This window comes from Thermococcus cleftensis, assembly GCF_000265525.1.
Lineage (GTDB): Archaea > Methanobacteriota_B > Thermococci > Thermococcales > Thermococcaceae > Thermococcus > Thermococcus cleftensis.
The window spans coordinates 1735944-1750252 of the sequence record NC_018015.1 but is presented as its reverse complement, the minus strand read 5'-3'; the positions used below and the strand labels follow the sequence as shown (position 1 = coordinate 1750252).

Below are 14309 nucleotides of genomic sequence, written 5' to 3'. Positions count from 1 at the left end.
ATGGAGGAGCTAATCGAGAAGGTTGACTGGGAGAAGAACAACGGTATCGTCCCCGTTGTGGTTCAGGACACGAAGGGGGAAGTCCTAACGCTCGCGTACATGGACAGGGAAGCCCTCAGGAAAACCCTTGAGACCGGCTACGCCCACTACTACTCCCGCTCGCAGGGAAGAATCCGCATGAAGGGCGAGGTGAGCGGGAACGTCCAGAGGGTGAAGGAAGTCCGGGTAGACTGCGACAGCGATGCTTTACTCCTGATAGTCGAGCAGAGAGGTGCCGCATGTCACACGGGAAACTACTCCTGCTTCTACCGTAAGCTCGGCGAGCCGGAGAGGGTTCTCCCGGTGGACTACTCCCTGACAATCCTGCGGGAGCTTGAGGAGCTGATAAGGGCGCGGAAGGAAAAGCCCGTCGAAGGCTCCTACACCTCAAGGCTGTTCGAGGAAGGACGGGAGAGGATATACAAGAAGTTCGGCGAGGAAGCTATTGAAGTTCTCGTTGCTGAAACGAGGGACCGGCTGATCTACGAGACGGCCGACATGCTCTACCACCTGCTCGTTTTGCTGGTTTACAACGACGTTGCCCTCGGTGAGGTGATGGCCGAGCTGAGGAGGCGGAGGGGATGAGGGTTAGGGAACTCGTGAAGTCCTTCGAGCCGTACCGCGTTGAAGAGGGGGACTACCCCGTAAGGCTCGACAAGAACGAGAGCCCCTACGACCTTCCCAACTGGGTGAAGGAGGAAATCTTTGAGGAGCTGAGGGAGCTTTCCTTCAACCGCTACCCGCACATAACCTCGATGCCTGCCAGGGAGGCCATAGCGGACTTTTACGGCCTCTCACCGGAGAACGTTGCGGTTGGAAACGGGGGGGACGAGCTGATAAGATACCTCGTCAGGCTCTTCGAGGGAGGCTATGTAGTCACGACACCGCCGACCTTCAGCATGTACTACTTCTACGCAAAGCTGAACGGAATTCCCGTCCTTGAGGTCCCACTGAGGGAGGACTTCACGATAGACGGCGACGCCATAGCGGAAAAGGCCGGAAATGCGAGCGCTGTCTTCATAGCCTCGCCCAACAACCCCACAGGCAACCTCCAGCCGGAGGAGGAGATAGTGAAAGTCCTCGACACGGGGACGGCGGTGGTTCTCGATGAGGCCTACGCGGAGTTCGCCGGAAAAACCCTCTGGAGGCTCATCGAGGAGTACCCCAACCTGATTGTGCTTAGAACCTTCTCCAAGGCCTTCAGCCTGGCCGGGGTGAGGGCGGGCTATCTTCTGGCGAACGGGGAAATCGTTGATGCCCTCTATCGGGTGAAGTCGCCCTTCAGCGTCGGGGTAATGACCATGGCGGCGGTGAAGGTCGTGCTCAGGCACTACGACCTCGTTGAGAGGCGCGTGGCGAAGATAATCGGGGAGAGGGAGCGGATAAGGAGGGCCTTCCGGGAGTTCACGTATCCAAGCGACGCGAACTTCCTCCTGATGAGGCTGAACGCCTATGAGTTCCTTCTGGGGAAGGGCATAGCCGTCAGAAAGCTCGCGGGGAGGCTCGACGGCCACATACGGGTTACCGTCGGAAGGAAATGGGAGAACCGGAAGCTGATCGAAGCCCTCAGGGAGTTTCTGGAGGTGAGGGAATGTGGGTAGTTTTCGACGTTGACGGCGTGCTGATAGACGTGGGGGAAAGCTACGATGTCGCGACCAGGCTCACGGCGGAGTACTTCCTCAGGCTGTTCGGGGTCGAGAGGGAGATAAAACCCGAGTGGGTCCGGGAGCTCAGGAGGAAGGGCTCCTTCGGAGACGATTTCAAGGTCAGCGAGGCCCTGATACTCTTCGCCCTTTCAGGAAGGGCTGAAGAGCTCATCGAGGAGTTCCCGGAGGGGGGAACGATAGAGTGGGTTCGGGAGAGATTCGGGTTCCAGGTCTTCGGCGGGAGCATCGAGCGGGTCTTCAACACCTTCTACCTGGGGAGGGAGTATCCGGGGAGGCTCTTTGACTTCCCGGGGCTGTGGAAACGGGAGAGGCCGATTGTGAGGAGAAACCTCCTGGAGGAAGCGTCGGCCCGCTTCAAACTCGGGGTCGTCACCGGAAGGAGTGCCCTTGAGATGAAGCTGGCGGAGCGGGTAATCGGCTTCAGCTTTGAGAACGTCGTTACAAGGGAGAGCTATCTCAAACCGGACCCCCGGGCACTGTGGGAGCTCGTGAAGGGCGAAAGGGGAGTTTACGTGGGGGATACAATCAACGACGGCCTTTTCGTCGAGAACTACCGGAGGAGATACGGAAGAGAGTTCGGCTTCGTCATGGTGGGGCGGGACGTGAGGAACGTGAACGAGTTCCTGGAGGAACTGCTGGAGGGGGAACAAACTTAAAAACCCCACCGAAAAGCTCCAACCATGCTCTACCTTGAGATACTCGGAAATCTGCCCGAGATGGCAAGGGACGAGGTAAAGGCCATGCTGGAGCTGGCCGGCGGAGAGATAGTTAGTCAGGATTATCTTTTCCTCAAGATAAACGCCGATGAGAGGGCTTTTTCCTACCTTGACCGCCTTGGTCTAGCCCATGAATACGGCATGCTTATGGTGGAGGCCGACTCGGTGGAGGAGCTTCTAGATAAGGCCAGGGAGGTCGAGTGGCCAATAAGAGGAACCTTCAAGGTGGACACCGAGACCATGGCCAACTGCCGGCACAGCGTTCTTGACCTACCCAGAAAGCTCGGCGCGGTGATACACGCCCAGGGGTTTAAAGTGAACCTCTCAAGGCCCGACACGCTCGTGAGGGTCTACTGCGGCGAGAGGCTCTACACGGGGATAAGGCTCAGGTTTTTTGACCCCAAGGACTTCGAGAAGAGGAAGGCCCATCACAGGCCCTTCTTCAGGCCGATCTCGCTCCACCCGAGGGTTTCCAGGGCGCTAGTGAACCTCACGAAGGCGAGGAGGGAGCTCCTCGACCCCATGATGGGCGCCGGCGGCATTCTGATGGAGGCCGGACTGCTCGGCCTGAGGGTCTACGGGGTCGATATAAGGCAGGAGATGGTGGAAGGCGCGGAGATGAACCTGCGGCACTACGGGATAAGGGACTACGTCCTGAAGCTCGGCGACGCAACGAGGCTGGAGGAGCTGTTCGATAAAAAGTTTGAAGCAGTAGCAACCGACCCGCCCTACGGAACGTCGGCGACCCTCGCGGGCAGGAAGAGGGACGAGCTTTACCAGAAGGTGCTGGAGAGCATCTATGAAGTGCTCGAGGACGGCGGAAGGCTGGCGATAGCGTTTCCAACGAGCTTCGACGGAAAGGCCGAGGCCGAGAGGATAGGCTTCAAAACGCTCGGCAGATACTACCAGAGGGTGCACAAGAGCCTGGAGAGGTACTTCTACGTCTTCGAGAAGGAGTGAAATGGGATTTCGAGGAGATTTGGCACCGGTCGAGTTTCCTTTCGAAAAATAAAGCTCTGTTCACCCTTATCCCATAGAGCACGGAATTTGAAGGGCTCTCCCCAAGAATCCAAGCTCCCCAAGCAGAATACCTTCTGTGATTATCCCCGGAGTGGTAAGTCCAATGCAGATGCATACGTTTTCCAAAGCGCCGGGAACAGTGCCCCCTCAGCACGACAGGGGGATTTCGGGACAGATTAGATAGTAAAGGAGCCCCGCTTCTGGCTTTAATGGCTCCTGGAGGCATTAACCGATGACAATTCCAAAACAGAAGGTTTCGATTTTCCCATCGTGTGGGACAGTGGCCGAAAATGCCGAACCGGTGAAAAGAAAAATGGAGGTCTCTCCGCAGTTTTTGTGCCGGCTTTATAAATAGAATGCGGTGACACGGGTTTTTAGAACAAGGTTTAAATAGCGGTGAAGGAAGAACTTAAAATCGAGAACCCGGGGAATTCCCGGAGCGTTTCCGTAGAACAGTGTTGTGTGGAAAGGAAAGAGGAACCCAATACGTAGCCAAAAACTCCCGTTTCCGTAGAACAGTGTTGTGTGGAAAGTAATATAGTCTCCATCCCAGATCATGAACTTTGGAACGTTTCCGTAGAACAGTGTTGTGTGGAAAGATATTATTAGGGAGTTCGGTAGCGGGAGCGGTCTATGGTTTCCGTAGAACAGTGTTGTGTGGAAAGTAAGCAACCCATCTCTTAAAGCAAGTCGAACACTTACCAGTTTCCGTAGAACAGTGTTGTGTGGAAAGTTGCATTGTCACCACCAAGAAGCCCTGCGACATCAAGTTTCCGTAGAACAGTGTTGTGTGGAAAGATCTCTGCGACCAGTCTTCAATCGACGACGTTTTCAGTTTCCGTAGAACAGTGTTGTGTGGAAAGAGGAAATCCAGAACCAGTTGAACGCGGCTAAGAAGGAGGTTTCCGTAGAACAGTGTTGTGTGGAAAGACTCCCCACCGCAGACAGGACACTTCATTGTAATTCACCGTTTCCGTAGAACAGTGTTGTGTGGAAAGCCCTTCAGAACCTCAACGGCCACCCTGAGGACAGAGTTTCCGTAGAACAGTGTTGTGTGGAAAGATGGAAGTCAGCGGTATCTCCTCGCTCTCGAACCTCGGAGGTTTCCGTAGAACAGTGTTGTGTGGAAAGCCAATCCAGAAAAGCGAGATATGGGCAATCCAAAGCAGTTTCCGTAGAACAGTGTTGTGTGGAAAGTCGTCGGGAAGATGCGCAATGTTCAGCCACTTGCCCGAGTTTCCGTAGGACAGAATTGTGTGGAAAGAAGTCCGGATTCGTGAGGAGAGTCACTCCACCAACTGTGTTTCCGTAGAACAGTGTTGTGTGGAAAGATCAGGAACAGGCCTGCCAGGAACATGAAAAACAGGCGTTTCCGTAGAACAGAGCTGTATGGAAAGTAGTGTTACTCGTAACCAGCGTGTGGATTGTTGAGGTTTCGCCCCGGTTCCCTAAAGCTAGCGCGCGGAAGCCGGCTCTCACGCCGGGTTGGCATTACTGACATTTTCTTCATGTTTTATGTTTAGTACCGCGACCGGTATGGGAGTGAAACTTACAAGCGGTTCAAAATCTTTATAAGTGCCAGTGTTGTTTATCACTCTGTTAGCGTTCCCGGGTGTGCATAATGCGGCTGAAAATAACCCTCGAGGGTAACAATGGGGTGCCATATCAGCCCAACAAGCACGCTGTCCAGGGGTTCATCTACAACATGTTGAAGGACACGGAGTATGGAAAACGCCACGACGAGCCGAGGTTTAAGTTCTTCACGTTCTCGGACTTCTTCAGGGACAGGGAGGGAAGGCTGACCTTCCTCGTGTCTTCTCCGGAGAGGGGCTTCATAGAGACACTTTACTCGAACATCAGGGGTAGGAACCACATCTACATCGGCAAGCACCAGCTGGCGCTGGTCGAGATCAAGAAGTTCAAAGTGCCCCTCCGGAGGAGATTTCAAACGGGCTCCCCGGTGGTGATCTACCGCAACGCCCGGGAGAACGAGTACTTCAAGTTCCACGCCCACCACGATTTGCGTTTCTTTGTGGAACGCCTTAAGGACAACGCGGAAAGGAAGTACAACGCGTTCTACGGCGAGGACTTTGCCCTCGACGGCCCCCTGTTCGACAGGATAATTCCAAAGCTCAGGAACAACGGGAAGCTCGACGTTTACGTCAAGGTCGTTAAGAACGGTGTCCCCTTCCCGGTAATCGGCTCCAACTGGGAGCTCCTTGAAAAGGAGAGAATAGGGCCGCACGAGAGAAAGTTTTACCGCTTCCTCATGGACGCCGGACTGGGGGAGAAGAACAGCCTCGGCTTCGGGTTTTTGAACCCTGTCAAGGGGTGATTAAATGCTCGACGCGTACCTCAAAAACGGGGAGCTGTTTCTGAGGGAGATGGGAATCCAGGAGATAAACGAGGAGACGGTGAAAGAGCACTACCTCCTCCCATTGCGGGAGATGGTCGTCAATCTCGTCCCCGTGGATTCCGAGAGCGACGCCATAGCGGTCCTCCGAGCCTTCGGCTTCAGCCTCCCAAAGAGCGACAGCAAGGTCAAGATACTTCAGGCCCTGACCGGGGAGAAGGCATCATCGGGAGTGTGCTCCATCTGTGGGCGGAAGACCAAGGTTGTGAGCAACAAGTCCTACATATTCCCCTTTGAGAGAAAGGTCGATTCGGTGGTGAACGAGGGCAACAGGCTCCACTTCTGTATGGAACACGCCTTCAAGCTCTACTCGGCAATGGCGTACCTATACACTGTGCCAATACGGAAGTCACAGACCGGGGACTGGCTCGCCCTCCGGTTCTTCTTCGACGCCCCCGAGGAGCAACTCCTTGAGATGAACAGGGTGTTCCACGATTTCTGGGCCGATAGGCTCGAAATAGAGGAAAAGAGGGGCAAGAGAACCTCCTATTCCGTGAAAGTTAGGCTGGAGCTGAGCAAGTATCACCCGAACGAGGCGTTCTTCGCGATCCTCCACAGCTTCGTCAAGCACCTGCGCGATGTGGATATGCTGGAGGAGACCGAGAAGCTGGCGGAATCGGTGGACGTACACGTGTTCCACGGCGCCGGCCAGTTCTACGGGTACCGCACGCTTAGGGGTTCGACCTTCGAGAGGCTCATCAGGTTCATTGACTCGATCCAGAGGGCAGGAAGGGCCACCAGATGGGGGGACAGGCACCTTCAGAGCCTGGACTCCGCGGTGGTTATGTTCTACGAGTCACTCGGGATACCCCGCGGGAAGAGGGACAGGTCAAAGGACTACCTGGAGAGGGAGCGGTTCTTTGAGGGCCTGCTCTCCGGCAACTTCGATTTCGTTCTTTTGAACCGGATATTTATGGAGAGGGTCAGGCACGATTTGCCCCTCCCGCCGTATTACTACACCTGGGCACACTCCTATCTGGAGGCCTTTGGGGGTGGTGTTGTGGACCTCAAGACGTTTGAGCAGGTGAACGGGCTGGGCTACAGCCTCGGGAAGAAGATGAAGGGGACAAACCTCGAGCGCTATCAGTGGGAGCTCTTCAGGGCCAGGGGCTTTGAGGAGTTCCTCAACAAGCTCGTCGAACTCCAGGCCAAGCTGGAGGAAAGCCTCGACCTGAGGCCAATTTACGAAAACGAAAGGGAGTGGAAGGTCGTGAAGGCCATACTCCTGAACGGCATGCTCAACGCCCTTCACGGGGCCGATAGAAAACCTGCCCCCGACAACTCGAGGGAGGGTGGGGAATGAAGGCGATGGAAGTTGTTACCCTGACCAAGGTTGAGGGAGCGAACTTAAACTCGAACGGGACGGAGGGGGTCATATCTGTCCTCAAGAAGGTCCGCGATCCGGTTGATGGGAAGGAGTACGTAAGGGTGAGCGGTCAGAGCGTTAAGTACCACCTGAGACAGCTCCTCAAAGAGCTCGGCTGGGAGCTGAGCCAGGTCGTGCCGAAGAGCGAAGGTGGCCAGAAGGTAATAGTGTCGCTCGGAGAGCCCCAGAAATACATAGATGACGACGTCTTCGGTTACATGATAGCCAAGAAGGTCGATGGGAAGAACGCCACGCTTAGGAGAACCGCGGTCGTTAGAACCAACGGCATGATATCGCTCTTCCCCTACCAGGAGGACAGGGACTTCGGGGTCCGCTACGACCCGAGCGGGGACAACCACAACATATACGAGACCGAGATAACCACGAACATCATGCGCGGCAACTTCTTCATTGAGCTGGACAGGCTGGGCGTTTTCAAGGAAGGCCTTGAGGTTCCAAAGCTTGATGGCCTTGAGGCAAGGAAGGTCAAGGACGCCACCGGCAGAGAGGTGACCCTCTACGTTTTACCGAAGGAGGAGCGCGAGAGGAGATTGAGGGCCCTCCTTAAGGCTATAATGATGTATCACGGCGGGGCGAAGCTCAGCAACTTCTTTACGAAGGTCTACCCCGAGATCATGGTGGTAGCCCTGCTGAAGCACAAGATACCCGTCATCGGCGATGCACTGCGCGTCAAGGGGGGCTACGTTGATGGAAAGCTCGTCCTCGACGTGGAGAGGCTGAGGGAGACGGTTGAGACCTTCCAGGACAACATCGAGAGGCTCTACATCGGGCTCTTCGAGAGCCGCTTCGCCAACGTGGACGAGCTGAGGAAAGCTTTCGAAGGAATTGACAGCGTGGAAATACTGAGCATGAAGGACCTCATGGGCAGGATTGAAAACATATCACTCGGTGAGTGACGTGCTCGGCCTGGTGGTTGATGTCAGGCCCCTGCAGGCCCACTTCAGGATACCCTACAACTCCCTCCTGCTGGACAGCTACCCCTTCCCGCCGAGGACAACGGCCATAGGAATGCTCGCCGGGGCAATGGGCCTCCCGGAGGAGGGCTTCAGGAGACTGCTCGGGGAGCTGCGCTACGGCGTCATCATCGAAGACCCCGGTTCGAGGGCTGAAGAGACAGCGGTGATATTCAAGAGCCAGAGCTCGCCCCTGTATCCAATAACGAAGGTGCTCCTCCACAGGCCCCGGTACAGGTTATTCTTCGCCGGCGACGAGGAGACTATCGAGAGGGCACACGATGCCCTGCTGGACCCGGTCTTCGTCCCCTATCTCGGCGACAGCGAGAGCCTGTTCTATCCAGCCGGCGGGGAGTACGTCAGGCTGGTCGAAGTCAAAGAAGGCAAGGAATCAATCCTGAGGAGCCTCGTGCCAGCGGACGAGTACGAGAGGGGCGCGAGGTTTACCGTCCTCAAAAGGAACAACCTCTTCCCGAGGGATTACAGGATGCCGGTCGGGTTCACCTACCGCGGAAAAACCAGGAGGGCGGTTTACAGGAACGTGGTGGCCTTCGCAGGAGGTTTCGTCGAGCTGGCCAACCCGGTGGACGTTCTGCTCTTCGACGGGGAGCCGGTCTTCACGTTCTGAGTAACACCGCTCCAGGATTTCTCTTTTTCTATCGGTTTTCACACCTGAAAACGCGATGACAACGATTTGATTTTGGAAAATGTAGCTAACTAGCTTTTATCGCCTCCAAAATCCCCAAAACGGGTATTTGAAACCTGTGTGAGAAATTTATCGAAAGGTTTTACACATATGAAACAAAATCGGAATCCGGGGGAAGATGTGGCTCCAGACGGCAAAGGGGGCACAAAGAGCGGAGTTTAGATGGTAAAGCGGATTCAGGGCAGGGCCAAATCTAATTCTGCTGGAGAATACTGGGTTAATTTAGATAAGAAGGTTTTCGATTTTTTAATCAGGGATAAAAAGTCCAAAGATCCTTCTGTGTGGGCAACGGGGGCTTTAACACCTTTTTCATTTCGTGTGTCGGATTTATAAACCAACTGCGTTGCCACAGGTTTCCAAGACAAAGTTTAAATAGGAGTTGAAAAACCAGATATTTTGAGGATCCGGGAAAGTTGCCCGAGGGTTTCCGTAGGACAGAATTGTGTGGAAAGTAAGTTCCTCATTCGTCGGCGTTCTCCCGTCGTTGTCCGGTTTCCGTAGGACAGAATTGTGTGGAAAGCATAGACGGAAAAAGCACGCCTGTTAAGACTGTTACGTTTCCGTAGGACAGAATTGTGTGGAAAGTCGCAAGGCCGAAGGCCGCTATCGTGGTGATGATGCCCGTTTCCGTAGGACAGAATTGTGTGGAAAGAAAAAGGAGGGGTATTCTTGGCCACCTGTGAAACCGGTTTCCGTAGGACAGAATTGTGTGGAAAGAACTTCGCTTCAACTACCTGCCACTGGACTGGTATCCTGTTTCCGTAGGACAGAATTGTGTGGAAAGAGACTTTTTACCTGCCGTTGAAGTTCCTCATACTCCTTGTTTCCGTAGGACAGAATTGTGTGGAAAGATCCCTCTTCAGAACTCCCAGCTCCTTCGCTATGAGGTTTCCGTAGGACAGAATTGTGTGGAAAGGAATTAGGGCTTAGTTTCCGTAATTGATTTAAATACGTTTCCGTAGGACAGAATTGTGTGGAAAGATTCTGCGAGAGCTTCTACTCCAGTCTCAACCCCAACAGTTTCCGTAGGACAGAATTGTGTGGAAAGCTTCTTCAGTAGGCATAAGAAAGTCCTCCAGACTCATTCGTTTCCGTAGGACAGAATTGTGTGGAAAGCAGGGCGTGAGGTGATGATGGAATGAGGCGCTTCATCTCTTGTTTCCGTAGGACAGAATTGTGTGGAAAGCTGTGTTTCTTTGTCAATCTGCTGATCCTGAGGCTGAGTTTCCGTAGGACAGAATTGTGTGGAAAGCTTTATCACCCCCGGAAACACATCTTCGTTCTCTGCAAGTTTCCGTAGGACAGAATTGTGTGGAAAGAACTCGTTGAAGCCAATTTCAAGGCCTTGGAACTCGGTTTCCGTAGGACAGAATTGTGTGGAAAGCCCACCTCCTTGAGTGCTCCCGCGCCCACCACCAAGCTGTTTCCGTAGGACAGAATTGTGTGGAAAGGCTACACCCCTAAAGGGGGGTCGGCGAAAATTCTTCCGTTTCCGTAGGACAGAATTGTGCTAGACCTCTCGGCGTTTTCTTTTCTTTTGCTACCGTGCCCGACGGCCCGAACAGCGCCTGTGGGTGATCCCATGAAGCGTCCGGTTTACATAACCCAGATGGGCGTCCTTGAAAGGAGGGGCAACACGCTCTTCCTCGAAAACGAGAACGGAAAGAGGGCCATACCCATAAACTCCACCAGCGAGATACACTGCTTCAAGCCCGTCAGCCTGACGAGTGGGGCGATAAAGCTTCTCTCCGAAAAGAACGTCCCGGTTCACTTCTACAACAAGTACGGCTACTACAGGGGTTCCTACATGCCGGTTGAGGGACAGGTGAGCGGTACGGTTGTGGTGAAGCAGGCGGAGCACTACCTCGATACCGAGAAGAGGCTCTACATAGCGCGACAGTTCCTCGAGGGGATAAAGGCCTCGATGATTGCCCTCCTCAGCTCCCGGCGGGCGGAGCGGAGCACGATAGAGGGAACGGAGGTTGAAGGGGACAGCCCCGCGGAACTGATGGGCGTCGAGAGCCGGCTCTGGAAGGAGTTCTATTCGACCTACGCTACCCTGCTCAAGCACTTCGAATTCGACGAAAGGAACCGACGGCCACCCAGGGACGAGGTGAACGCCCTCATAAGCCTCGGCAACTCCGTTCTCTACACCGTCGCCCTCTCCGAGATAAGAAAAACCTACCTCCACCCGGCCATCAGCTACCTCCACGAACCCCTTGAGAGGCGCTATTCCCTGGCCCTCGACCTCGCGGACATCTTCAAGCCGATAACGGTCTTCCGCGTCATACTCCGGCTCGTCAACAGGAGGCAGATACGGGAGGAACACTTCAGCAGGGACGTCGGCGTGATGCTGAACCGTGAGGGCCTGAAGGTCTTTCTGGGCGAGCTGAACAGCGAGCTTGACAGGAAAGTCCTCCACCCGAGGTTCAAAAGGAAGGTGTCCGTGCGCTACATGGTACGGCTCGAGGGCTACTCACTCGTCAAGCACCTCCTCGGGGACAGGAGGTACCAATCCCTGCGGGCGTGGTGGTGATGTACGTAATAGTAGTCTACGACGTTGACGTGAAGAGGGTCGCGAGGGTTCACCGCTTTCTGAGGACCCACCTCCACTGGCGCCAGAACAGCGTCTTCGAAGGTGAGGTGAGCAGGGCCCAGCTCTACGAGATAAAGAGAACGCTCGAGGACATCGTGGAGAACGGTGACTCCGTGCTAATCTACGAGCTTCCCGACGGCAGGTTCAACCTCCACGTCATCGGTGTGGACAAAAGCCCCGCGGGGGAGATAATTTGAGGATCACGGGGGTTATGGTTCAGTACTACTTCACCTGCGAGCGGGAGCTGTGGTTCTTCTCAAGGGGGCTTCAGTTCGACTTTGAGAACGAGGACATGCTTATCGGCAGGCTCATTCACGGGGAGTCGTACGAGAGGGGCTGGAAGGAGGTTATTCTGGGCGACGTCAAGCTCGACGTCGTCATCGAGGGGGACGGCGTTGAGGTGGTTGAGGTCAAGAAGAGCTCAAAGCTCGAAGAACCCGCGAGGTGGCAGTTGAAGTATTATCTCTACCTGCTGAAGAAAGCCGGAACGGAGGCCAGGGGGGTTATAGCGTATCCCCGGGAGGGAAAACGGGAGGAAGTGGTGTTATCGGAGGAGGACGTCGCCATCATCGAGGGGGCCATCTCGGACATCGAAAGGATTATAGCCCTTGAGACCCCTCCAAGGGCAGAGAGGAAACCGTACTGCAGAAGATGCGCCTACAGGGACTTCTGCTGGGTGTGAGTGATGGAGTGGAATGAGCTGGTTGAACTCATGAAAAGGAAGATGGCAAAACCCAACCGGAGCCTTTACGAGCATTCCACGGGCGTTGAGAGGATTGCGCGCGAGCTCCTCCGGAGGATACCGCACGATGAGGCGCTCGATGATTGTCTCACCCGGCACGCGTTCCTGCACGACGTCGGAAAGCTCGACGACATGTTCCAGGCGAAGCTTGAGGGGAAACTACGAAGGGCACCGCCCCACGCTTACCTCGGGATTGAACTCGCCTCCCGCTTTCTCGACTGTCCCGAGCCGTACAGGACGGTGGCGCTGGCCTCGATCCTGACGCACCACTCCGACCTCCACTCAGCGCTCTACAGAGAGGAGATACACGGGGGGGTCGGTCTTGTAGTTGATGACGTTCCCATCTCCAGCCCGGCCGATACGGCTAAGGACGTCCGGAACTGGCTCGTAGCGGGAAGGCTGGCGAGGAAGTATGGCTTTACCGGGCCAGAGGGAGAGGTGAGGCTGAGGTCCCTATACACGCTCTTCAACGGCCTCCTGAGGGTTTCGGACTGGCTCGACAGCGCGGGCCTCTCGGCTGACTCGTACCACCTCAGGAGCGGGAGCGAAGTGCGGGAGAGGGTGGTTGAGTACCTGTCCTCCAGGGGTTTCTCCCTCAGACCATACCAGAGAGAGGTTTTGGGGAAGGGGGGCGGCTACTTCAGGCTTCCCACAGGCGATGGGAAAACCGAGACGAGCCTGCTGGCAACGCCCGACGATTCCGCGAAGGTCGTCTACTCCCTTCCCACGATAACCACGACGGAGGCCATGAGGAAACGTTTCGAGGCAGTTTTTGGGGCCGACAGGGTTTCCTTTGCCCACGGTATGCTGTTCCTCAGCCTCTACCATCGGGGTGCACTTGAGGAGAGGCTCCTCCACCGCTACGCCATGAGGCCCGTCTTCGTTTCGACCATCGATCAGATTCTCCTGGCGTTCCTGAACTACCCGCGATTTTCCGTCAGGGAGTTCGCGCTCAGGGGAGCGCACTGGATAATCGACGAGATCCACGCGTACACGCCCTTCACGCTCTCACTTATCCTCGATGGCATCGAGTATGCCCTCAAGTATCTGGGCACCAAAGTTACGGTAATGTCCGCCACCTTGCCCGCCCCGCTGAAGGAGGAACTCGAAAAGCGGGGTCTGAAAGAACTCCTGCCTGAGGAACGGGTGGCTTCAAGGTACAGTTCACGCAGGAGGGTTAGGATAAAGGTTGGGGAGGGGAGCCTTTTCAACGCCGTCGATGAAATCTGTCGGGAGAGGGGAAAGGTTCTGGTCGTTGCCAACACCGTTGGCAGGGCGAGGAGGCTTTATGAGGAGTTGAGGAAAAGGAGAGATGACGTTTACCTCTTCCACTCGCGCTTCATAAACAGGGATAAGAGGCGGAAGATGGAACTGGTGGAGTCCATCGGGAGTGGAATCCTCGTGGCGACGCAGGTTGTGGAGGTTTCGCTTGACATAGACTACGACATCATGTACACTGAGGTAGCTCCTATAGACGCGTTGATACAGCGCCTTGGCAGGGTGAACCGGAGGGGAAGAAAGGAGGGAGTTGCCTATATCTTCGAGCCGGAGGGAAGCAAAAAACACCTTCCCTACAACGAGAAGGCGTTCGACGAGTCCCTCAACCTTGTGGGGGAGCTAGAAGGTGCGGAAAGCGAGCTTGAGCTTCTGAGACTGAACGACCGCTTTTACAGCTCGATATGGGACGAGTACGAGAGGGAGCTTAAGAAAAGGTTCCTCTGGAGGAGCAGGGACGGGTTAAGGAGGATAACAAAGTGGTCGAAGGGCGAGAAGCTACTCTCCACGCGGGACACGTTCATCAGCCTGCCGGCGGTTCCAAGGCCGTACCTGGAGAAGGCTCTGGAACTCGCCTCCAGCTGGGAGGACATGACCGAGAGGGAGCGTCTAGACGCGGCAGTTTATGTCATAGAGCACACACTCAACGTCCCCATCTGGGTACTGAACAGGGCAAGAACCCACAGCGGAGACCTTTACGACAGGTTTGGGGTCTTTGGGATAGAGATGGACTACGATCCGGAGGTCGGCCTTAAGGAGGAAAAGACGGGACTGATCATGTTCTAGAGTGCAGAG

Annotated in this window: 12 protein-coding genes and 2 CRISPR repeat arrays; all 12 genes read left to right on the top strand. The window is 55.2% G+C overall.

What is annotated here, in order from left to right; translation table 11 throughout:
* Window positions 1–624 (top strand): bifunctional phosphoribosyl-AMP cyclohydrolase/phosphoribosyl-ATP diphosphatase HisIE, encoded by a 624-nt coding sequence (gene hisIE, locus CL1_RS09405; protein WP_014789649.1) that lies wholly within the window; start codon window positions 1–3, stop codon window positions 622–624.
* Entirely contained in the window at window positions 621–1640 is a 1020-nt protein-coding gene (hisC, locus tag CL1_RS09400) for a histidinol-phosphate transaminase (protein ID WP_014789648.1), read from the top strand. The genes hisIE and hisC overlap by 4 nt, the downstream gene beginning before the upstream one ends.
* On the top strand, window positions 1631–2362 hold the full coding sequence (locus CL1_RS09395; protein WP_014789647.1) for an HAD family hydrolase: 732 nt from the start codon (window positions 1631–1633) through the stop codon (window positions 2360–2362). The genes hisC and CL1_RS09395 overlap by 10 nt, the downstream gene beginning before the upstream one ends.
* A gap of 24 nt (window positions 2363–2386) precedes the next feature.
* On the top strand, window positions 2387–3382 hold the full coding sequence (locus tag CL1_RS09390) for a TIGR01177 family methyltransferase (protein WP_014789646.1): 996 nt from the start codon (window positions 2387–2389) through the stop codon (window positions 3380–3382).
* A gap of 501 nt (window positions 3383–3883) precedes the next feature.
* A CRISPR array of direct repeats spans window positions 3884–4839; the repeat unit is 29 nt; unit sequence GTTTCCGTAGAACAGTGTTGTGTGGAAAG.
* A gap of 224 nt (window positions 4840–5063) precedes the next feature.
* Window positions 5064–5777, top strand: coding sequence for a CRISPR-associated endoribonuclease Cas6 (cas6, locus tag CL1_RS09385; protein ID WP_014789645.1), 714 nt, complete (start codon window positions 5064–5066; stop codon window positions 5775–5777).
* A 4-nt stretch (window positions 5778–5781) separates the two neighbouring features.
* On the top strand, window positions 5782–7158 hold the full coding sequence (locus CL1_RS09380; RefSeq protein ID WP_014789644.1) for a hypothetical protein: 1377 nt from the start codon (window positions 5782–5784) through the stop codon (window positions 7156–7158).
* Window positions 7155–8138, top strand: a complete 984-nt coding sequence (cas7i, locus tag CL1_RS09375; RefSeq protein WP_014789643.1) for a type I-B CRISPR-associated protein Cas7/Cst2/DevR — start codon at window positions 7155–7157, stop codon at window positions 8136–8138. The genes CL1_RS09380 and cas7i overlap by 4 nt, the downstream gene beginning before the upstream one ends.
* Before the next feature lies 1 nt (window position 8139).
* Entirely contained in the window at window positions 8140–8823 is a 684-nt protein-coding gene (gene cas5, locus CL1_RS09370; RefSeq protein ID WP_014789642.1) for a CRISPR-associated protein Cas5, read from the top strand.
* 501 nt (window positions 8824–9324) lie between these two features.
* Window positions 9325–10352: a CRISPR direct-repeat array (repeat unit 29 nt; unit sequence GTTTCCGTAGGACAGAATTGTGTGGAAAG).
* A gap of 131 nt (window positions 10353–10483) precedes the next feature.
* Window positions 10484–11437, top strand: coding sequence for a type I-B CRISPR-associated endonuclease Cas1b (cas1b, locus tag CL1_RS09365; RefSeq protein WP_014789641.1), 954 nt, complete (start codon window positions 10484–10486; stop codon window positions 11435–11437).
* Window positions 11437–11694 (top strand): CRISPR-associated endonuclease Cas2, encoded by a 258-nt coding sequence (gene cas2 / locus CL1_RS09360; RefSeq protein ID WP_014789640.1) that lies wholly within the window; start codon window positions 11437–11439, stop codon window positions 11692–11694. The genes cas1b and cas2 overlap by 1 nt, the downstream gene beginning before the upstream one ends.
* Before the next feature lie 14 nt (window positions 11695–11708).
* Window positions 11709–12179 carry a CRISPR-associated protein Cas4 gene (cas4, locus tag CL1_RS09355; RefSeq protein ID WP_014789639.1) on the top strand — a complete coding sequence of 157 codons (471 nt, stop codon included), beginning with the start codon at window positions 11709–11711 and terminating at the stop codon, window positions 12177–12179.
* A gap of 3 nt (window positions 12180–12182) precedes the next feature.
* Window positions 12183–14300, top strand: coding sequence for a CRISPR-associated helicase/endonuclease Cas3 (locus CL1_RS09350; protein ID WP_014789638.1), 2118 nt, complete (start codon window positions 12183–12185; stop codon window positions 14298–14300).
* The last annotated feature ends 9 nt before the right edge of the window (window positions 14301–14309 follow it).

Bases quoted from the DNA above. Each gene is read 5' to 3' on its own strand.
- CL1_RS09395 (WP_014789647.1), top strand. From the start codon at position 1,631: ATGTGGGTAGTTTTCGACGTTGACGGCGTGCTGATAGACGTGGGGGAA.
- hisC (WP_014789648.1), top strand. From the start codon at position 621: ATGAGGGTTAGGGAACTCGTGAAGTCCTTCGAGCCGTACCGCGTTGAA.
- CL1_RS09380 (WP_014789644.1), top strand. From the start codon at position 5,782: ATGCTCGACGCGTACCTCAAAAACGGGGAGCTGTTTCTGAGGGAGATG.
- cas2 (WP_014789640.1), top strand. From the start codon at position 11,437: ATGTACGTAATAGTAGTCTACGACGTTGACGTGAAGAGGGTCGCGAGG.
- cas4 (WP_014789639.1), top strand. From the start codon at position 11,709: ATGGTTCAGTACTACTTCACCTGCGAGCGGGAGCTGTGGTTCTTCTCA.
- CL1_RS09350 (WP_014789638.1), top strand. From the start codon at position 12,183: ATGGAGTGGAATGAGCTGGTTGAACTCATGAAAAGGAAGATGGCAAAA.
- cas7i (WP_014789643.1), top strand. From the start codon at position 7,155: ATGAAGGCGATGGAAGTTGTTACCCTGACCAAGGTTGAGGGAGCGAAC.
- CL1_RS09390 (WP_014789646.1), top strand. From the start codon at position 2,387: ATGCTCTACCTTGAGATACTCGGAAATCTGCCCGAGATGGCAAGGGAC.
- cas6 (WP_014789645.1), top strand. From the start codon at position 5,064: ATGCGGCTGAAAATAACCCTCGAGGGTAACAATGGGGTGCCATATCAG.
- hisIE (WP_014789649.1), top strand. From the start codon at position 1: ATGGAGGAGCTAATCGAGAAGGTTGACTGGGAGAAGAACAACGGTATC.
- cas1b (WP_014789641.1), top strand. From the start codon at position 10,484: ATGAAGCGTCCGGTTTACATAACCCAGATGGGCGTCCTTGAAAGGAGG.